Raw genomic sequence first — 18,874 nt, forward strand, 5'->3', positions numbered from 1 at the left:
TGCGCCAAATACGTGACGAAAGATGCGGTGTTTTACCGTTTCCCTGTAGCTGTGGGGTTTTTGCCTATGTTGCGCCGCAAAAATCGACGGGCAGCATTGCGCCTGGCGCAGGCGTGTAAGAAGGCGTGGCCAAGTTGAGCATCGTTTCCGTCGCGTCATGCTGCATTTTCTGGCAGTTTCGCGCGCGGCCGGCGCAGGCGGGATCATGATGGCGGGAACAGTTCTCAAGCTTTACGAGCGGCGGCTGGCGCTCGGCGAGATAGAGCCGGATGCCGCTCAGCGGGAAGCCGCGGCGAGGCTCGATCAGCTCGCTCGAACGCTGGAAGTCTGGCGGCCGCCCGGCCGCAGCGGTCTTCTCTCCTCCTTCTTCCGCTCGCGCGCGGCTCCTCCTCCCAAGGGCCTCTATCTCCACGGCGCGGTCGGACGGGGCAAGACCATGCTGATGGACCTCTTCTACGAAGCGGTCGCCTTCACGCCGAAACGCCGGCTGCACTTCCACGAGTTCATGGCCGAGGTGCACGACCGCATCCAGCGGGGGCGGGCGACCACGGACGGCGATCCCATTCCGTTTGTGGCGGCAGAGATCGCGGCCGAGGCGGGGCTGCTGTGCTTCGACGAGCTCACCATTACGGACATTGCGGACGCGATGATCCTCGGGCGTCTGTTCAAGGCGCTGTTCGAGCGCGGGCTGGTGGTGGTCGCGACCTCCAACGCGGCGCCAGATCGTCTCTATTGGAATGGCCTCAACCGGCAGCTCTTCCTACCGTTCATCGATCTCCTGAGGGAGCAGGTGGATGTGGTGGAGCTTCTTTCCGCCAAGGATTTTCGTCTCGACAAGCTCGCGGGGCGGCAGCTCTATTTCAGTCCGTGCGATGCAAAGGCCGCGGCCGGGGTGGAGGAGCACTGGGCTAGGCTTACGGGCCAGCACCCGGGGGCGCCGGTTCTCGTGGACGTGAAGGGCCGGCAGGTCCGGGTGCCGCTGGCATCGATGGGGGTTGCCCGGTTCGGCTTTGCCGACCTCTGCGAGAAGCCGCTCGGCGCGCTCGACTATCTCCACATCGCGCACGCCTTCCATACGATCGTCATCGAGGGCATCCCGGTGCTCGGCGCCCAACGGCGCAACGAGGCCCGGCGGCTCATTCATCTCATCGATACCCTCTACGACAACCGCAACTGCCTGATCGTCTCGGCGGAAGCGGAGCCCGACCAGCTCTATACCGAGGGAGACGGGGTGCAGCTCTTCGAGCGGACGGCATCCCGCCTCATGGAGATGCGCAGCGAGGCCTATCTCGCGCGCGGGGCCGCCTCCAGGCCCATATAAGGAGACTATAGTTCATGCATCGGGCTGATGATCGACAAGCAGATTGGGCTGCTTTGGTCGAATGCGTCCGTTTTGGGCTCGCGCGGGCTTGAGCCCCTAGTCTTTTCGTCATACCAAGGCCGGAGTTTTTGATCCCCGACACGATCGGGCGCATATTTCATGAGGACACGTATCCACCTCAGCAACCAGGGCCTCAGCGAAGGGCCTCTGTCTCCAGGGAGAATGGTCTAATGGCGCGGACGAAAATCGCGTTGATCGGCGGCGGAATGATCGGTGGCACGCTTGCCCACCTGATCGGTCTCAAGGAGCTCGGCGACGTCGTGATTTTCGACATCGCGGAGGGCATCCCCCAGGGCAAGGCGCTGGATATCGCCCAGTCGGGCGCGGTGGAGGGATTCGACTGCACCCTCAAGGGCACCAATGCCTACGCGGACATCGAGGGCGCCAGCGTCTGCATCGTCACCGCCGGCGTGCCGCGCAAGCCCGGCATGAGCCGCGATGACCTGATTGGCATCAACCTCAAGGTCATGGAGCAGGTCGGCGCCGGCATCCGCAAGTATGCGCCGAATGCCTTCGTCATCGTCATTACCAACCCGCTCGACGCCATGGTTTGGGCGCTCCAGAAGGCCTCGGGCCTGCCGCGCAACATGGTGATCGGCATGGCGGGCGTTCTCGATACGGCCCGCTTCCGGCACTTCCTGGCCGAGGAGTTCCGGGTCTCGGTCGAGGATGTGTCGGCTTTCGTTCTCGGTGGCCATGGCGACGACATGGTTCCCTTGGTCCGCTACTCGTCCGTTGGCGGTATTCCGTTGCCGGACCTCGTGAAAATGGGCTGGATCCGCCAGGAGCGCCTCGACCAGATCGTGGACCGCACGCGCAAGGGCGGTGGCGAGATCGTGGGTCTCCTCAAGACCGGCTCGGCCTACTACGCACCGGCTGCTTCCGCGATCGCGATGGCCGAGAGCTTCCTCAAGGACAAGAAGCGCGTGCTGCCATGCGCCGCGTATCTCAACGGGGAATACGGTGTTAAAGGATTGTACGTCGGCGTGCCGACGATTATCGGAGCGGGCGGAACGGAGCGGGTCGTCGAAATCGACCTGAACTCGGCCGAGCGCTCTATGCTCATGAAGTCGATCGAATCCGTGAAGGGTTTGATCGACGCCTGCATCAAGATCAACCCACAGCTCGGCGCCTAGGCACCGAGCCAAACGCCAGCCGACGCGGGGTACGGACGGGTTCTCTCCTCTTTTGTGTGGCCGCCCCCCTGTGGCCACACGCCGTCTGTGCCGCGCTCCCATCATTCGTTTCCTCGAGGGATTACGCGGAACCATGAATATTCACGAGCACCAAGCCAAAGATCTGTTGCGGCAATACGGCGTGCCGACCTCCGGCGGCGGCGTTGCGTTCACGCCTGAAGAAGCCGAGAAGATCGCGGCTGGGATCGAGACCGAGGTTCGCGTCGTCAAGGCGCAGATCCATGCTGGCGGCCGCGGCAAGGGCCACTTCAAGGAGAAGGAAGCGGGCGAGAAGGGCGGCGTTCGCTTCGCCAAGTCGCCGGCCGAGGCGCGCGAGCTTGCTAGCCAGATGCTGGGCAAGACGCTCGTCACCATTCAGACCGGGCCTGCTGGCCGCGTCGTCCGTCGCATCTATCTTACGGAAGCCGCCGACATCGGCCGCGAACTCTATCTCTCCGCGCTCGTCGATCGTGCCAGCTCGCGCGTCGCCTTCATCGCCTCGACGGAAGGCGGCATGGACATCGAGAAGGTCGCCCACGAGACGCCGGACAAGATCCTGACGCTGACCGTCGATCCGGCGACCGGGCTGCAGCCCTTCCACACGCGCAAGATCGCCTTCGCGCTGGGCCTCAAGGGCGACCAGGTGAAAGAGTGCGCGAAGATGGTGGAAGGTCTCTACCGTCTCGTGCTCGAGAAGGACGTGAGCCTCCTCGAGATCAATCCCCTGGTGGTGACGAAGGAAGGGCATCTCACGGCGCTCGACGCCAAGATCTCCTTCGACAGCAACGCACTCTTCCGCCATCCCGACATCGTCGCCCTGCGCGACGAGACCGAGGAAGATCCGATGGAGATCGAGGCGGCGCGTCACGAGCTCAGCTACGTGAAGCTCGACGGCTCGATCGGCTGCATGGTGAACGGCGCCGGTCTCGCGATGGCGACCATGGACATCATCAAGCTCTATGGAGCCGAGCCCGCGAACTTCCTCGACGTTGGCGGCGGTGCCTCCAAGGAAAAGGTGAAGTCGGCGTTCCAGATCATTCTGTCCGACCCATCGGTGAAGGGCATCCTGGTCAATATTTTCGGCGGCATCATGCGTTGCGACATCATCGCGGAGGGCATCGTTGCGGCCGCGCGCGAGATGGCGATCAATGTGCCGCTGGTCGTGCGCCTCGAGGGCACCAACGTCGATCTCGGCAAGGAGATTCTCGCCAAGAGCGGCTTGAAGATCGTGCCGGCCGACGACCTTGCGGACGCCGCCGCCAAAATCACATCAGCGATCAAAGCCGCCGCTTAAGAGCGTAACCGCTCTTCCGCTTTCATTCGAATTCGTCTGGGCAAGAGACACGACATGGCAATTCTCGTCGACAAGTCGACCATCACCATCTGCCAGGGCCTGACCGGCAGCCAGGGAACGTTCCACACCAAACAGGCACGCAGCTACGGCTCCAAGGTGGGAGGCGGCGTGACGCCCGGCAAGGGCGGCACGAAGCATTCCGATCCGGAGCTCGCGGATCTTCCGCTGTTCAATACGGTGATCGAGGCCAAGGCCAAGACCGGCGCCACGGCGACCGCCATCTACGTTCCGCCGCCGTTCGCGGCCGACGCCATCCTCGAAGCGATCGACGCGGAAATGCCGCTGATCGTCTGCATCACCGAGGGCATTCCGGTGCTCGACATGGTGCGCGTGAAGCGGGCGCTGCAGGGCTCCAAATCGCGTCTCATCGGACCCAACTGCCCCGGCGTGCTGACGCCCAACGCCTGCAAGATCGGCATCATGCCCGGCAATATCTTCCGTAAGGGAACTGTCGGTATCGTGTCGCGCTCCGGTACGCTCACCTATGAAGCGGTGAAGCAGACGACGGATGCGGGCCTCGGCCAGTCCACCGCTGTCGGCATCGGTGGTGATCCCGTAAAGGGAACGGAGCACATCGATGTGCTGGAATTGTTCCTGGCTGATCCCGATACGCATTCGATCATCATGATCGGCGAGATCGGCGGTTCCGCCGAGGAAGAAGCTGCCGAATTTTTGATCAGCGAGGCCAAGAAAGGCCGCAAGAAGCCAATGGCAGGCTTCATCGCAGGCATGACCGCACCTCCGGGGCGGCGCATGGGCCACGCCGGTGCTATCATCTCCGGCGGACAAGGCCGTGCAGAGGACAAAGTCGAGGCCATGCGCCGTGCCGGCATCGCCATTGCGGACAGCCCGGCGTCGCTTGGAACAACTTTGACCAAAGTTCTAAAGGGCTAAGTCGGGTTACGCGTATAAGAGTGTCATCGATAGCGCCGAGAATCGCCTAAATCCTGGGGAGAGATGGTCACCTCATCTCCGGCGCAAGCCGGAATAAATGGCGGGGTTTCGCATGTCACGGCACGCGCTTAACGAGCAGTTTCTTCGCACCTCTTTTCTGAATGGTGTCAACGCTCCTTACATCGAGGAGCTGCAGAGCCAATACGAGAAGAATCCCGGTTCCGTCACCGATGAGTGGCGGCTCTTCTTCGAGAGCATGCGGGATCAGCAGGGGCGGGGATCTGCCGACGGACAAGAAGACGGCAGCGCCCGGGATCCGTCCTGGAGCCTGCCGCTCTCGCAGCTCCAGGGCGCTCCCACCGAGCTCGTCTCCGCGCTCACCGGCGACTACGGCGACGTCGAGCGCGGTTTGCGCGACAAGATCCAGGCGAAGGCGTTCGGCAGCGGTTTCGAAATCACGCCGGCCGCCTCGTTCCGCGCGATCCAGGACAGCGTTCGCGCGATCATGCTGATCCGCGCCTATCGCGTGATGGGCCACCTTGCTGCGGATCTCGATCCGCTCGGGCTTGCCGAGCGCAAGATCCACAAGGAGCTCAAGCCCGAGACCTACGGCTTCACGGAGGCCGATCTCGACCGGCCGATCTTCATGGACCGCTACCTGGGGCTCGACACGGCGTCGATCCGGCAGGTGGTGCGCATCCTGCGGCGGACCTACTGCCGCAAGATCGGCTACCAGTTCATGCACATTACGTCGCCCGCGCAGAAGTCGTGGATCCAGCACCGGATCGAGGGCGAGGAGAAGGACATCCGCTTCACCGAGAACGGCAAGCGCGCCATTCTCCGCAAGCTGATCGAAGCGGAGATGTTCGAGCGCTTCGCCGACATCAAATACACGGGCACCAAGCGGTTCGGTCTCGACGGCGGCGAGGCGATGATCCCGGCGCTCGAGCAGATCATCAAGCGCGGCGGCCAGCTCGGCGTGAAAGAGATCGTCATCGGCATGGCGCATCGCGGGCGCCTCAACGTGCTGTCGAACGTGATGGCGAAACCGTTCCGCGCCATTTTCAACGAGTTCAAGGGCGGCTCCTGGAAGCCGGACGACGTCGAAGGCTCGGGCGACGTCAAATACCATTTGGGTGCGTCTTCCGACCGGCAGTTCGACGGCAACAACGTGCACCTCTCGCTCACCGCGAACCCGTCGCATCTCGAGATCGTCGATCCGGTGGTGCTCGGCAAGGTGCGCGCCAAGCAGGATCAGCTCAAGTGCGAGCCGAGCGACCGGACGCCGGTGCTGCCGCTGCTGCTGCACGGCGATGCCGCGTTCGCGGGACAGGGCGTCGTGGCGGAGTGCTTCGGGCTCTCGGGCCTCAAGGGCCATCGCACCGGCGGGTCCATTCACTTCATCATCAACAATCAGATCGGCTTCACTACCAATCCGCGCCATTCGCGCTCTTCGCCCTATTGCTCGGACGTGGCGCGCATGATCGAGGCGCCGATCTTCCACGTGAACGGCGACGATCCGGAAGCAGTGGTGCATGTCGCCAAGATCGCGACGGAGTTCCGGCAGAAGTTCCAGAAGCCGGTCGTGATCGACATGTTCTGCTATCGCCGTTTCGGTCACAACGAGACCGACGAGCCGGCGTTCACGCAGCCGTTGATGTACGATCGCATTCGCAAGCATCCGACCGCGGTCGAGATCTACTCGAAGACGCTCATCGATGAGGGCGTGCTCAAGTCCGAGGACGTCGAGGCGATGAAGGGCGAGTTCCGCTCGTTCCTCGAGACGGAGCTTGCGGCCGCGGATGCCTTCAAACCGAACAAGGCCGATTGGCTCGACGGACGGTGGAGCGGCGTTACGCTTGCTGACGATGACGAGCGGCGTGGCAATACCGGCGTTTCGCTCGAAGCGCTGCGGGAAGTGGGCAAGCGGCTCACCACCATTCCGTCCGACTTCAACGCCCACAAGACGATCGTGCGGCTGCTCGAGCGGCGGCGCGAGATGATCTCGAAGGGCGAAGGCATCGACTGGGCGATGGCCGAGCATCTGGCCTTCGGCACGCTCGTCAACGAGGGCTATCCGGTTCGCTTGTCGGGCCAGGATTGCGAGCGCGGAACGTTCTCGCAGCGTCATTCGGTGCTGATCGACCAGGAGACGGAGCGGCGCTACACGCCGTTGCGGCACATTTCTCCCACGCAGGCGCGCTTCGAGGTCATCAACTCGATGCTGTCGGAGGAGGCCGTTCTCGGGTTCGAGTATGGCTACTCGCTGGCTGAGCCCAACGCGCTGGTCGCCTGGGAGGCGCAGTTCGGCGACTTCGCGAACGGCGCACAGGTGGTGTTCGACCAGTTCATCTCTTCGGGCGAGCGCAAGTGGCTGCGTATGTCGGGCCTCGTGTGCCTTCTGCCGCACGGCTATGAAGGTCAGGGGCCGGAGCATTCCTCCGCGCGTCTCGAACGCTTCCTTCAGCTTTGCGCCGAGGACAACTGGCAGGTCGCAAACTGCACGACGCCCGCCAACTACTTCCACATCCTGCGCCGCCAGCTTCATCGCAACTTCCGAAAGCCGCTGATCCTGATGACGCCGAAGTCGCTGCTGCGCCACAAGCGCGTGGTCTCGCGGCTCGACGAGATGGGGCCCGGCACGACGTTCCATCGCGTTCTGTGGGACGATACGCTGCGGCGTCCCGATGCCGAGATCAAGCGCGTGGTGCTGTGCTCGGGCAAGGTCTACTACGACATCGCGGATGCGCGCGATGCGGAGGGACTGGACGACGTCTATATCCTGCGGCTCGAGCAGCTTTATCCGTTCCCGGCGCGCGCGCTCATTCACGAGCTGAGCCGCTTCCCCGGCGCGGAGCTGGTGTGGTGCCAGGAGGAGCCCAAGAACATGGGCGCCTGGAGCTTCGTCGAGCCGAACATCAACTGGGTGGCCGATCGCATCAATCCGGCGGGACGGCGCGTGCGCTATACGGGCCGCGCCGCGTCGGCATCCACGGCGACCGGTCTCATGAGCAAACACATCCACGAGCAGAAATCGCTCGTGGCGGATGCATTGAAGAGCTGAAGCCAGGAGGCTTCTGCAGAACGCGGGATGCCGGTCGCCTCGGCGGCCGGTCAGCAAGGGGCGAGACTGCGATGACGATTGAGATCCGCGTACCGACTCTCGGCGAGTCGGTCGCCGAGGCGACGGTCGGAAAGTGGCTTAAGAAGCAGGGCGATGTGGTGAAGGCCGACGAGCCGCTCGTCGAGCTCGAGACCGACAAGGTCACGGTCGAGGTGCCGGCACCCGCGGCGGGGCTGCTTTCGGAGATCCTGGTCTCGGAAGGCGCGACGGTCGCAATCGGAGCAGTGCTCGGCGCGCTTGCGGAAGGCGGCGGGGCACAGGCCCATGCGAAGACTGCGGCTCCGCAACCGGCCGCACCGAAGGCGGAAGCACCCGCCGCAGCGCCTGCCCGCGGTGCGCCGCCGAGCCCGGCGGCTCGCAAGCATCTCGCGGAAGCCGGCCTTTCATCCGATGACGTCGCCGGATCGGGGCGGCGCGGTCAGGTGCTCAAGGAAGATGTCGTGGCGGCTGTTGCTCAGGCCGCGGCCGCGCGCCAGAAGCCCGCGCCGCAGCCGCAGCGCGAGGCGGCCGCTCCTTCTCCGGCCCCTGCCCCTGCGCGCGTTCCCGTTCCTCAAACCCCGCACGAGATCTCGACTCCCGATATCCGCGTGCCGACGGCGGTGAGCGAAGCGGGCCGTGAGGAGCGCGTGCGTATGACGCGGCTTCGCCAGACGATCGCCATGCGTCTCAAGGAAGCCCAGAACACGGCGGCGATGCTCACCACGTTCAACGACGTGGACATGTCGGCCGTGATCGCCATGCGCGCGCAATACAAGGACCTGTTCGAGAAGCGCCACGGCGTGAAGCTCGGCTTCATGGGCTTCTTCGTGAAGGCGTGCATCCAGGCGCTGCGCGAAATTCCGGCGGTCAACGCCGAGATCGACGGCGAGGATATCGTCTTCAAGAATTACTACCACATCGGCGTTGCCGTCGGCACGGACCGCGGGCTCGTGGTGCCGGTGCTTCGGGAAGCCGACCGTATGTCGATCGCGGAGATCGAAGGCAAGATCGCCGAGTTCGGCAAGCGCGCGCGCGAGGGCAGGCTCTCGATCGCGGAGATGCAGGGCGGCACCTTCACCATCTCGAACGGCGGCGTCTATGGCTCGATGCTTTCGACGCCCATCCTCAACGCGCCGCAGGCGGGCATCCTCGGCATGCATCGCATTGAGGAGCGGCCGGTGGTGAAGAACGGCCAGATCGTCGCGCGTCCGATGATGTATCTCGCGCTGTCCTACGATCACCGCCTTGTCGACGGCAAGGAAGCGGTGACGTTCCTGGTACGCGTGAAGGAGTGCCTCGAAGATCCGCAGCGCTTCATCCTGGAGCTTTGATTTTTCCCTCCCAAGGCCGCCCTCGATCTGTGCCGCGCGCAAGAGGGCGCTGACACCTAGCAAAGGTTTTCGTGATGGCTGGACCCTACGATCTCATTGTTATCGGCAGTGGGCCGGGTGGCTATGTGTGTGCCATTCGCGCCGCGCAGCTCGGGCTCAAGACGGCCATCGTGGAAAAGCGCGCCACGCACGGCGGCACCTGCCTCAACGTGGGGTGCATACCGTCCAAGGCACTGCTGCACGCCTCCGAGCTTTACGAGGAGGCCGGGCATAGCTTTGCGCGTATGGGCATCAAGGTCTCTCCGGAGCTGGATCTTTCGCGGATGCTCGCCTTCAAGGACGAGGGCGTGAAGGGGAACGTCGATGGCGTGGCGTTCCTGCTCAAGAAGAACAAGATCGATCCCTATCACGGCACGGGCCGCATCGCGGCGCCGGGCAAAGTCGAGGTGACGGCGCCGGGTGGCGAGCGGCAGGTGCTCGAAACGCGCTCGATCGTGATCGCAACGGGCTCGGACGTGGCGCGGCTGCCGGGTATCGAGATCGACGAGACCGAGATCGTCTCCTCGACGGGTGCGCTGTCACTTCCGAACGTGCCCGAGCGGCTGCTGGTGGTGGGCGCGGGCGTCATCGGGCTGGAACTCGGCTCGGTGTGGCGCCGCCTCGGCTCAAGCGTGACGGTCGTGGAATATCTCGATCGCATCCTGCCTGGTATGGACGGCGACGTGGCGAAGTCTCTCGAACGCCTCTTCATCAAGCAGGGTCTGTCGTTCCGGCTCGGAACGAAGGTGGTGTCGGTCGCGCGCAAAGACGGCGGGCTGGACGTGACGCTGGAGCCAGCCAACGGCGGCGCGCAGGATCATATCGAGGCGGACGTGGTGCTGGTTGCCATCGGCCGCGTGCCCTACACGGACGGGCTGGGGCTGGACGACGTGGGCGTTTTGCGCGACGAGCGCAAGCGGGTGGTCGTCAACGGGCAGTTCGAGACCAACGTGACGGGCATCTATGCCATCGGCGACGTCATCGCGGGGCCGATGCTGGCGCACAAAGCGGAAGACGAAGGGATCGCCGTGGCCGAGATTCTGGCTGGCCAAGCCGGGCACGTGAACCACGACGTCATCCCGAACGTCATCTACACCACGCCGGAAGTGGCCTCAGTCGGCAAGACGGAGGAGGAGCTGAAGGCGAAGGGCGTCGACTATACGGTGGGCAAGTTCCCGTTCCTCGCCAACGGGCGCGCGAAGGTCAACAGAACCACCGATGGGTTCGTGAAGGTGCTTGCGGACGCGGCGACAGATCGCATCCTGGGCGTGCACATCATCGGCGCGAACGCCAGCGAGCTGATCGCGGAAGCCGCTGTGATCATGGAGTTCGGCGGATCGGCAGAGGATCTTGCGCGGACGTGCCATGCCCATCCGACGCTGTCGGAGGCGGTGAAGGAAGCCGCGCTCGCAGTCGCCAAGCGCGCTATCCATATGTGAGACGCGGAGCGTTCTCGCGCCGAACGAATTGGCTCCGGACGGGACTGAACGCTATTCGATGGCGGTCACGGTGAATCCGGCTTCGCGCATCAGGGCGACGAGGCCGGTCTTGCCCGGCAGGTGCAGGGCGCCGGTGGCGATGAAGATCGGTCCCTTCTCCATGTGGGAGATGGCCACGTCGCGCATTTTGCGATTGCGCTCGACCACCAGCGTCCGCTCGAACGACGCAAACGCGTCAGGGGCGACACCTGCGCGCCGTGCGAGCGCGATCTGCAGGTCCCAGAGGGCTGAGATACGCCGTTCCAGGTAGAGCTGGACCATCGTTTCCAGGAGATCGTCCGTCTTGTCGACGAGGGCGAGGTTGGCGCGGAGCATTCCCAACTGCTCGTCCTCCGGAACCGAGGCGAGCGCCAGGAGCTGCTCCTCCGTCGTTTCCATGCCTTCGACGGGCATGCCGAGGCTCCGGGCCTGCTCGGCCACTACCATGTCGAGAACGAGGTATCCTTTCTGGACGCGGCGGCGCTCGCACTCGGAGGCCGCGAGCAGCATCGTGATCATCCAGGGCTTGTAGATATGCGCGGCCGCCGCCGGCACGCCGACGCCCTCGATGGATCTGCGCACTTTCGCGAACTCGTCTTTGGTGAGCAGCTTATCGAGGGACCGGCCGTCACTGAACACGGCCTGTTTCGTGGCTGCAGAATAGACGCCGTTGGTTGCTTCCTGCTGCTGGCTGGCGTTCTCGATCAGAAGCGTCTTGGCTTCGGAAAGAGCGGTGCGGGTCGCGTCCGTGAGGCGCGTAACGCGGTCGTCGGTCAAATGGACCGTGCCGAAAAGATAGGACGTCTGAAAGCCGGGACGCTCGAGCTTCCAGAGAACGGCGCGGCCGTTCTCGATCGTCTCGGCATCGCGCAGGATGCGGGAGTAGACGAGGGGGTCGGCGGCGGCGAACTCCTGAAGCAAGCTCTTGCCCTCGCATAGTTTGCCAGGCCGGGCATGTCCGGCTGCCTCGGCAGCCAAGGAGCCGAACGTTGTCAAAACGATCAGAGCCGTGGTCAGCCGGGCCGAGTTCCGCAACGTTCGCTCCTTTGGGTCCTTTGTAGCCGACATTGGAACCTGACTTGCGAAGGCGTTCAACGTCGCGGGTGGGCCTTGTCGTAGACCGCCAGGATGCGCTCGCGATCGACCTCCGTATAGACCTGCGTTGTCGAAAGCGAGGCGTGGCCCAAAAGTTCCTGGATCTGGCGGAGATCGGCACCCGCGGCGAGAAGATGCGTCGCGAAGGAATGGCGCAGGGCGTGGGGCGTGGCCGTTTCCGGAAGCGAGAGCTCGTCGCGCATGCGGGCGATGGCGAGCTGGATGAGGCGCGGCGAAAGAGCCCCGCCTTTGGCGCCGACGAACAGCGGCGATTGCGGGTCCAAGGGATAGGGACAGAGGGCGATGTAGCGCTCGACGGCACGCTGGGTGACAGGGAGAACGGGGACCAGGCGCTCCTTCCCGCCTTTGCCGGTGATGCGCAGCACGTCGCGTCCCGAGACGGGCGCGTCGCGGCGCGCGAGGCCGAGGGCTTCGGAAATGCGCAGGCCGGCGCCGTAGAGAAGTAGCATCACCGCGACGTCGCGCGCGCGGATCCAGTCGTCCTCCGCGCCCTCTTCATCGACGAGGGCCGCTGCTTTGTCGACTGTCAGCGGCTTCGGCACCGTATGGGGGATGCGCGGCATCGCGACCTGAGCCAGCGCCCGGTTGGCGACGAGGTTCTCGTTCTCGAGCCAACGATAGAAGGTGCGAAGTGCTGAAATGGCTCGCGATAGAGAGCGGCTTGCGGTGCCCTGCCGCCGTCGCGCGGCGAGGAAGCGGCGGACAGCCTTCACGTCCAGGCGGGCGAGATCGTTGAGGCAAGGGGGGTGGCCGAGGTCGTGTTTCAGGAACACGATGAACTGTCGAAGGTCGCGCTCGTAGGAGGCCAGCGTCGCATTGGAATAGCCGCGTTCGTGTGTGAGATGGGCAAACCAATCCGCCGTCGCGCGACGGAGATCGCTGGCGAGAGGCAGCTCGCCATCGGCTTCGAGAAGGCTATCGATGGTGTCGCGCGTCATGCGGGCGAGCAATCCGTTTTCAGTGTTCGAGCATCGTAGGTGATTTGCACCGTATGCGTGACACCTTGCGCGAAGGCCACGTTTTACGGGTACAAATTGCGCATCCGGAGATTGCGGCCGTGCCTCGCGCGCGGTGCGAAGGAGAGATGCGCACGACGAATCGCTGCGAATCGTCACTCATCTCGATGTGCGCGATTGCGCAGAAAACCGCGTAAATGCTATGCAACTGTGACGCTGCACGCGCTTCTCATGCACGCAAATAGCGTGTTTACGGGCGATTCTGAGCTCCGTTGCGCGTGCAAGCGTGACCAAAACTCCAATCTAGGGCAAAAAAGCGCAGTCTTTTTAAATCCATAGCCGCGGAAATTCATTCTTAATGTATGGTTTCGCGGTCATTGATTCCATTTCTGGGGAAACTCTCATGGCTAAAGCCGCCACCAAATCCGTTGCAAAGACCAAAGCCGCTCCGAAGCCGGCCGCCAAGGCTGCCAGCAAGGCAGCAGTGAGCACCGTCACGCTTCGCCACATCGGCACGGCAATCTCCGAGACGCATGATCTTCCGAAGAAGCAGGCCAACGCCGTGCTCGAGGATTTCGTCGCTCTCGTCACGAAGCACCTCAAGAAGGGCGACCGCATCCGCATCGGCGGCCTCGGCATCCTTCAGGTTCGCAAGCGTCCCGCCCGTCTCGGCCGCAACCCGGCTACCGGCGAGCAGATCAAGATCAAGGCCAGCAAGAAGGTTGCCTTCCGCGCTGCCAAGGATCTGAAAGAGCAGATCTAAGCATTACCGGGATCGGTGCTTTGCTTCGGACGCCCTCGTTCGAAGCAGGCATGGTCCGGTGTGCCCGGTGCGAATGAAAAAGGCGAGCAGGCCGGTATCCCGGCCGCTCGCCTTGTTCATTTTGACTTCGAGGAAGCGACGGCTGGCTAGATGGTCTGGCCGGTCTTCTTCCAGTCAGCCACGAATTGCGCGAGACCCGAATCCGTCAACGGATGCTTGACGAGAGCCTTGAGGATGGCGGGCGGAATTGTCGCCACATCGGCGCCGATGAGGGCGGCTTCCTTTACGTGGTTCACCGTGCGGATCGAGGCGGCGAGGATGTCGGTCTCGAGATCCTGATAGTTGTCGTAGATAGCGCGGATCTCGCGGATGAGGTCCATGCCGTTGAGGCCGATGTCGTCGAGTCGGCCGATGAATGGAGAGACGAACGTGGCGCCGGCCTTCGCAGCCAGGAGGGCTTGGTTTGCCGAAAAGCAGAGCGTGACATTGACCATGGTGCCTTCCGACGTCAGCGCCTTGCAGGCCTTGAGGCCGTCGAGCGTGAGCGGCACCTTGATGGTGACGTTGGTGGCGATCTTCCGCAGCACCTCGGCTTCGCGCATCATGCCGGCATAGTCGATGGCGGCCACCTCGGCCGAGACCGGGCCGGGGACGACAGCGCAGATCTCGGCGATTGTCTGCTTGAAGTCGCGGCCGGATTTTGCAATCAGCGACGGGTTGGTGGTCACGCCATCGAGAAGTCCGGTTGCGGCCAGCTCCTTGATTTCGCTGACATCAGCAGTATCGACGAAAAACTTCATTCTCGGTCCTTTGTGCTGCCCCTCGTGGGCATCCTTCAAGTTGAGAGAGGTGCGCGGCCTTGTCCATGGCCGTCAGCTCGCCCTATCTCTCCGCATAAGCTATCGCTTTCAAGCTTGGTAGCTTCTAATCCGGTAGCGGGACACTTGGATAGCCTTCTTGGCATTAATGAAAAGGGTGAAGGCGCGGCGCGGACGCTGGTTCCGGTGCTGATGCCGGGGGCCCCGCTTGACCAGACCTACGACTATCTGGTTCCGCCGGGGCTTGCCATCGAGCCGGGCGCCTTTGTTCTCGTCCCGTTCGGGCCGCAGACGCGCATCGGCGTGGTGTGGGACGGACCGCTCGGCGGCTCCGATCGTCCGGTCGATCCCAAGAAGATGAAGACGCTGACCGAGCGGCTCGATGTTCCGCCGCTGCCGTTGACGTCGCTCAGGTTCGCAGAGTGGATCGCGGGCTACACGCTTTCGCCGCTCGGCATGGTGGTGCGGATGATGATGAGCGCGCAAGCCGCGTTCGAGCCGGTGAAGCCGCGTTTCGGCGTGCGTGCGGTGGCGGATGCGCCTGACCCGCCGCGCATGACGCCGGCGCGCCGGCGCGCGCTCGATCTCGCGCGCGACGGCTCGATCCGCGCGAAGTCCGCGCTCGCCCAGGAAGCCGAATGCAGCACGGGCGTGGTGGATGGTCTCGTCGCGTCCGGAAATCTGGTCGAAGTCGTCATTCCCGAGCGGCGTTTTCCGCTACCCAATGCGGACCACCGGCAAACGGAGTTCACGCGCGAACAGGCGGAGGCGGTGCACGCGCTGGTCTCGGCCGTCGACGGCGGCAGCTTCTCGGTATCGCTGCTCGACGGCGTGACGGGCTCGGGCAAAACGGAGGTTTACTACGAGGCGGTTGCGGAAACGCTGCGCAAGGGGCGGCAGGCCCTGATCATGCTGCCCGAGATCGCGCTCACCGGGCAGTTCATGAGCCGGTTCGTCGCGCGCTTCGGATGCGCGCCCGCAGAATGGCATTCGGCCTTGTCGCCTGCCGAGCGCGGACGCGTGTGGCGCGCGGCGGCGACGGGCGAGGCGCGCGTGGTCGTTGGCGCGCGCAGTGCGCTGTTCCTGCCGTTCACCGAGCTCGGTCTCGTGGTGGTCGACGAGGAGCACGATCCTGGTTTCAAGCAGGATGACCGGGTGCACTATCAAGCGCGCGACATGAGTGTCGTGCGCGGCAGCCTCGGGAAGTTTCCCGTGGTGCTCGCCTCGGCAACGCCGTCGATCGAAAGCCATGTCAACGCGCGGACCGGGCGCTACCGGCATATCATCCTGCCGGGACGTTTCACGGGCGCTGAGCTGCCGGACGTCAAGCCGATCGACATGCGCACGCATCCGCCGGAAAAGGGGCAATGGCTCTCGCCGGTGCTGGTGGAGGCGGTCGCCGCCACGCTCGCGGAGCGGCAGCAGTCTCTCCTGTTCCTGAACCGGCGCGGGTATGCGCCGCTGACGTTGTGCCGCAGCTGCGGTCATCGTTTCGAATGCCCGCAGTGCACGGCATGGCTCGTGGAGCACCGGTTCCGGCGGCGTCTCAATTGCCACCATTGCGGTTTCTCGCTGCCCATGCCGGAGACGTGTCCCAAGTGCGGCGAGGAAGGATCGCTCGTCGCGTGCGGACCGGGTGTCGAGCGCGTGGCGGAGGAGGTGCGGGAGCGCTTTCCGGACGCGCGCCTTGCGCTGTTGTCATCGGACCTCATTCCGGGGCTCGAGGAGATGCGCCGCATCATCGGCTCGATCGAGAGCGGTGAGGTGGACATCATCATCGGGACGCAGATCGTGGCCAAGGGCCACAACTTTCCGCTGCTGGCCACGGTTGGTATCGTCGATGGCGATCTGGGCTTGTCGATGGGCGCCGATCCGCGGGCCGGCGAGCGGACGTTCCAGCTTCTGCATCAGGTGACGGGGCGTGCCGGGCGCGCTCTGACCAAGGGCCGCGGCTTCATTCAAACGCACATGCCGGAGCATCCGGTGATGGAAGCCATCATCTCAGGCGATCGCGAGAGCTTCCTCGACCGGGAGATCGACATGCGACGGCGCGGCGTGCTGCCGCCGTTTGGCAGGCTTGCCGCGCTCGTCATCTCGGCGCGCGACAAGGATCTGGCGGAAACGTTCGCGCGTGAGGTTGCGCGGCGCGCGCCACGTGCGGAGCAGATCGAAGTGCTGGGTCCCGCCGAGGCGCCGATCTCGATCGTGCGCGGGCGGCATCGCTGGCGGCTGCTGGTGAAGGCGCCCCGCGACAAGAACATCCAGGCCTTCCTGAGGGCATGGGGTGAGGCGCTTCCGAAAATCGGAGGTGATCTGCGCCTCACCGTCGATATCGATCCCTACAACTTTCTCTAGGGCCGTCTGTGTCTACGCCAAGCGCGGCTTAGCGATGGTGGCCCGACGAGAGGATCGTGCCGACTGCGAGCACGCCGAGGCCGATGGCGATGCCCTTCGCGATGTCTTTACCGCGGTTGTCGCGGTGGCGCTTGTAGGCGTAGCGATGGCGCGGGCCGTAGTAATCGCGCGGGCCATCATAGTGGCGCGAATAGCCGCGGCCTTCATATCCGTTCCATCTGTCATGGGCGCTGGCGGCGGTCGCGAGCGGACCCATGTTGGCGGCGAGCAAGCTCGTGATGACGGCAGCGCTGGTGGCGAATTTCTTGAACGACATATCGTGTCCCCTTCGTCCCGATCCTTGCGCCGGGACTGTCCCGGCACGTTGAGATCCTTGATAGCGGGGACACTCTGAACTCGTGTTGAACGATGCTTGCAGCTTCCGTTCATCTTCGTTGGAGATGCGTAAACAACGCGCCGGTCAGCTTTTTCGAGCTGCCGGCGCGGGTTTTCGATCTTCTGCTGGTTCAGCGCGGCTCAGCTATTTGAGGTAGGGGCAGAGCTTGCGCTTGCCGTCGTTGGCGAGGAAGGTTCCCGTGGCCCGGTCGAACGAGCGGTAACGGGACTCGCACCGCGCAACGGCGTCACCGTCGTTGGCATAGACGACGGCGTCGTCATCGTAGTCGTCGTCGTAATAATAGCTGTCGTAGTAGGAAGGTCCGTAATCATAGAAGTACGGATAGCCGCCGTAATAGCCGCGCGGGAAGCGGCGATGCGGGTAGCCGTGGTGATGGTGCTTGCCACCGCGCCATGCGTAGTTGGGGCCGGGACGCGGACCTCGGAACGCCGGAGGACCGGGCCGGTGTTGTCCGGCGCGGAAACCAGGATTTCCGCCGCCGAGAGATCTCGGGATCGAGCCAGGGCCTGCGGGCTTGAAGGCAGGGCCGCCGCCTCTCGAGGCGGGCCCGATACTGCGAAAACCTCCGCCTGCCCTCATACCTCCTCCGCCGCCATCCTTACGGACGTTGATGACGGGCGCTCTCGTGGTGTCGTTCGACAGCGCTCTCGCGGGGCCGGGCGCGGCTGGCGCTGCTGCGGCTGGCGCTGCGCCCAACGGAAGGGCCGCCAGGGCCGCGACGGCCAGTAGTCTCGCTGTTTTCATGCCTTATGCTCCTTAGTTTGGTTTGCACCACGCGACTGGGCCACGTGGAAGGCGCTCGGGCCGTTACCTAAGGATGTGGGGTCTGCGCGAAGGAATCACACCGATTGGCCGGGGGCTGAGGATTATTTTCTCGGAGAGGGCCGGGCGGAGTGCTGAATGGCCGCGGAAATGCCGCGTTAGAGACGCGTTAGGCCGGTTGATGCGCCGTGACGCACATGATACAGAACCGCGGGCTTCAGACGGGGTACAGCGCAACTCAGCGGTGCGGTTTGTCCTGTCTGCAACGTCATCATCATGAAAAAGGGCTGTGGCTTCGGCCGCGGGGCTCCTCCAACCCCTTGAGCGCGCGAGATTTCTTGACGTGGCGACAGAAGAACCAATCGTAGGCGGAGTGGCCGGACGCTATGCGGCGGCCCTGTTCGATCTTGCAGTCGAGCAGAAAAATGTGGCCGAGGTCGAGCAGGATCTCGCAAAATTCGAGCAGCTTTACGACATGAGCCCCGATCTGGTTCGGCTCATCCGTAGCCCGGTCATCGCAAGCGAAGACCAGGCCCGTGCGCTCGGCATTCTGCTGGATAAGGCGGGCGTCGGCACCCTGACGCGCAATTTCTTCAACCTGGTGGCTCGTAATCGCAGGCTGTTCGCGGCTCCCGACATGGCGCGCGCCTTCAAGGCGCTCGCGGCCAAGTCGCGCGGCGAGGTCACGGCGGAAGTGGCCAGCGCCCATCCGCTGACCGATGCTCAGGCCGAAGCCCTCAAGGCTGCTCTCAAGGCCACTGTCGGCAAGGACGTGACGCTCGCGACGAAGGTCGATCCTTCGCTGATCGGCGGTCTCGTCGTGAAGCTCGGCAGCCGCATGGTTGATTCGTCGCTCAAGACGAAGCTTTCCAATCTCACGCTTTCGCTCAAGGGAGGCCATTGACGCCAGGCTTTCGGCCTTGCGCCCTGCCTTCCCCACGTACGTTTCAGA

General features: G+C 64.1%; 15 protein-coding genes. 10 read left to right on the forward strand and 5 right to left on the reverse strand.

Annotated elements, in window-relative coordinates; genetic code table 11:
- Positions 1-205: 205 nt before the first annotated feature.
- From zapE to lpdA, 7 genes are all read left to right on the forward strand, one after another.
- Positions 206-1,321, forward strand: coding sequence for a cell division protein ZapE (zapE, locus tag F812_RS0110395; protein WP_040498198.1), 1,116 nt, complete (start codon positions 206-208; stop codon positions 1,319-1,321).
- 230 nt (positions 1,322-1,551) lie between these two features.
- Positions 1,552-2,517, forward strand: a complete 966-nt coding sequence (gene mdh / locus F812_RS0110400; RefSeq protein WP_020085913.1) for a malate dehydrogenase — start codon at positions 1,552-1,554, stop codon at positions 2,515-2,517.
- A gap of 133 nt (positions 2,518-2,650) precedes the next feature.
- Entirely contained in the window at positions 2,651-3,850 is a 1,200-nt protein-coding gene (gene sucC / locus F812_RS0110405; RefSeq protein ID WP_020085914.1) for an ADP-forming succinate--CoA ligase subunit beta, read from the forward strand.
- 54 nt (positions 3,851-3,904) lie between these two features.
- The gene (sucD, locus tag F812_RS0110410) at positions 3,905-4,804 is read left to right on the forward strand and encodes a succinate--CoA ligase subunit alpha (RefSeq protein WP_020085915.1); all 900 of its coding nucleotides are present in this window, start codon (positions 3,905-3,907) and stop codon (positions 4,802-4,804) included.
- 112 nt (positions 4,805-4,916) lie between these two features.
- Positions 4,917-7,868, forward strand: a complete 2,952-nt coding sequence (locus F812_RS0110415; protein WP_026868019.1) for a 2-oxoglutarate dehydrogenase E1 component — start codon at positions 4,917-4,919, stop codon at positions 7,866-7,868.
- Positions 7,869-7,939: 71 nt separating this feature from the next.
- Positions 7,940-9,238: a 2-oxoglutarate dehydrogenase complex dihydrolipoyllysine-residue succinyltransferase gene (odhB, locus tag F812_RS0110420; protein WP_020085917.1), complete on the forward strand. Its 1,299-nt coding sequence runs from the start codon at positions 7,940-7,942 to the stop codon at positions 9,236-9,238.
- A gap of 74 nt (positions 9,239-9,312) precedes the next feature.
- Positions 9,313-10,716: a dihydrolipoyl dehydrogenase gene (gene lpdA / locus F812_RS0110425; protein WP_020085918.1), complete on the forward strand. Its 1,404-nt coding sequence runs from the start codon at positions 9,313-9,315 to the stop codon at positions 10,714-10,716.
- A 51-nt stretch (positions 10,717-10,767) separates the two neighbouring features.
- Here the strand turns inward: lpdA and F812_RS23445 are convergent, their stop codons facing one another.
- Positions 10,768-11,790 carry a TraB/GumN family protein gene (locus F812_RS23445; RefSeq protein WP_020085919.1) on the reverse strand — a complete coding sequence of 341 codons (1,023 nt, stop codon included), beginning with the start codon at positions 11,788-11,790 and terminating at the stop codon, positions 10,768-10,770.
- A 56-nt stretch (positions 11,791-11,846) separates the two neighbouring features.
- The gene (locus F812_RS0110435; protein ID WP_040498200.1) at positions 11,847-12,809 is read right to left on the reverse strand and encodes a tyrosine recombinase XerC; all 963 of its coding nucleotides are present in this window, start codon (positions 12,807-12,809) and stop codon (positions 11,847-11,849) included.
- 421 nt (positions 12,810-13,230) lie between these two features.
- On the opposite strand from F812_RS0110435, the gene F812_RS0110440 reads away from it, so the two are divergent.
- Positions 13,231-13,590, forward strand: coding sequence for an HU family DNA-binding protein (locus F812_RS0110440; protein WP_020085921.1), 360 nt, complete (start codon positions 13,231-13,233; stop codon positions 13,588-13,590).
- 146 nt (positions 13,591-13,736) lie between these two features.
- On the opposite strand, the gene fsa is transcribed toward F812_RS0110440, so the two are convergent.
- Complete coding sequence (gene fsa, locus F812_RS0110445; RefSeq protein WP_020085922.1) at positions 13,737-14,390, reverse strand: fructose-6-phosphate aldolase; 654 nt, start codon at positions 14,388-14,390, stop codon at positions 13,737-13,739.
- A 144-nt stretch (positions 14,391-14,534) separates the two neighbouring features.
- On the opposite strand from fsa, the gene F812_RS0110450 reads away from it, so the two are divergent.
- Entirely contained in the window at positions 14,535-16,763 is a 2,229-nt protein-coding gene (locus F812_RS0110450; RefSeq protein WP_051113797.1) for a primosomal protein N', read from the forward strand.
- A 28-nt stretch (positions 16,764-16,791) separates the two neighbouring features.
- Here F812_RS0110450 and F812_RS0110455 read toward each other — a convergent pair whose 3' ends face one another.
- Positions 16,792-17,079: a hypothetical protein gene (locus F812_RS0110455; protein WP_020085924.1), complete on the reverse strand. Its 288-nt coding sequence runs from the start codon at positions 17,077-17,079 to the stop codon at positions 16,792-16,794.
- A 204-nt stretch (positions 17,080-17,283) separates the two neighbouring features.
- On the reverse strand, positions 17,284-17,904 hold the full coding sequence (locus F812_RS23450; RefSeq protein WP_083929153.1) for a BA14K family protein: 621 nt from the start codon (positions 17,902-17,904) through the stop codon (positions 17,284-17,286).
- A gap of 361 nt (positions 17,905-18,265) precedes the next feature.
- Between F812_RS23450 and F812_RS0110465 the strand changes: the two genes are divergently transcribed.
- Positions 18,266-18,826 (forward strand): F0F1 ATP synthase subunit delta, encoded by a 561-nt coding sequence (locus tag F812_RS0110465; protein ID WP_026868022.1) that lies wholly within the window; start codon positions 18,266-18,268, stop codon positions 18,824-18,826.
- Positions 18,827-18,874: the final 48 nt, after the last annotated feature.

Origin of the sequence: Hyphomicrobium zavarzinii ATCC 27496 (genome assembly GCF_000383415.1) — a bacterium.
GTDB classification, from domain to species: domain Bacteria; phylum Pseudomonadota; class Alphaproteobacteria; order Rhizobiales; family Hyphomicrobiaceae; genus Hyphomicrobium_C; species Hyphomicrobium_C zavarzinii.

Excerpts from the sequence above, each read along its gene's own strand:
- sucD (WP_020085915.1), top strand. The coding sequence starts at position 3,905 with ATGGCAATTCTCGTCGACAAGTCGACCATCACCATCTGCCAGGGCCTG.
- odhB (WP_020085917.1), top strand. The coding sequence starts at position 7,940 with ATGACGATTGAGATCCGCGTACCGACTCTCGGCGAGTCGGTCGCCGAG.
- F812_RS0110415 (WP_026868019.1), top strand. The coding sequence starts at position 4,917 with ATGTCACGGCACGCGCTTAACGAGCAGTTTCTTCGCACCTCTTTTCTG.
- mdh (WP_020085913.1), top strand. The coding sequence starts at position 1,552 with ATGGCGCGGACGAAAATCGCGTTGATCGGCGGCGGAATGATCGGTGGC.
- F812_RS0110440 (WP_020085921.1), top strand. The coding sequence starts at position 13,231 with ATGGCTAAAGCCGCCACCAAATCCGTTGCAAAGACCAAAGCCGCTCCG.
- F812_RS0110455 (WP_020085924.1), bottom strand. The coding sequence starts at position 17,079 with ATGTCGTTCAAGAAATTCGCCACCAGCGCTGCCGTCATCACGAGCTTG.
- fsa (WP_020085922.1), bottom strand. The coding sequence starts at position 14,390 with ATGAAGTTTTTCGTCGATACTGCTGATGTCAGCGAAATCAAGGAGCTG.
- F812_RS23450 (WP_083929153.1), bottom strand. The coding sequence starts at position 17,904 with ATGAAAACAGCGAGACTACTGGCCGTCGCGGCCCTGGCGGCCCTTCCG.
- lpdA (WP_020085918.1), top strand. The coding sequence starts at position 9,313 with ATGGCTGGACCCTACGATCTCATTGTTATCGGCAGTGGGCCGGGTGGC.
- F812_RS0110435 (WP_040498200.1), bottom strand. The coding sequence starts at position 12,809 with ATGACGCGCGACACCATCGATAGCCTTCTCGAAGCCGATGGCGAGCTG.
- sucC (WP_020085914.1), top strand. The coding sequence starts at position 2,651 with ATGAATATTCACGAGCACCAAGCCAAAGATCTGTTGCGGCAATACGGC.
- zapE (WP_040498198.1), top strand. The coding sequence starts at position 206 with ATGATGGCGGGAACAGTTCTCAAGCTTTACGAGCGGCGGCTGGCGCTC.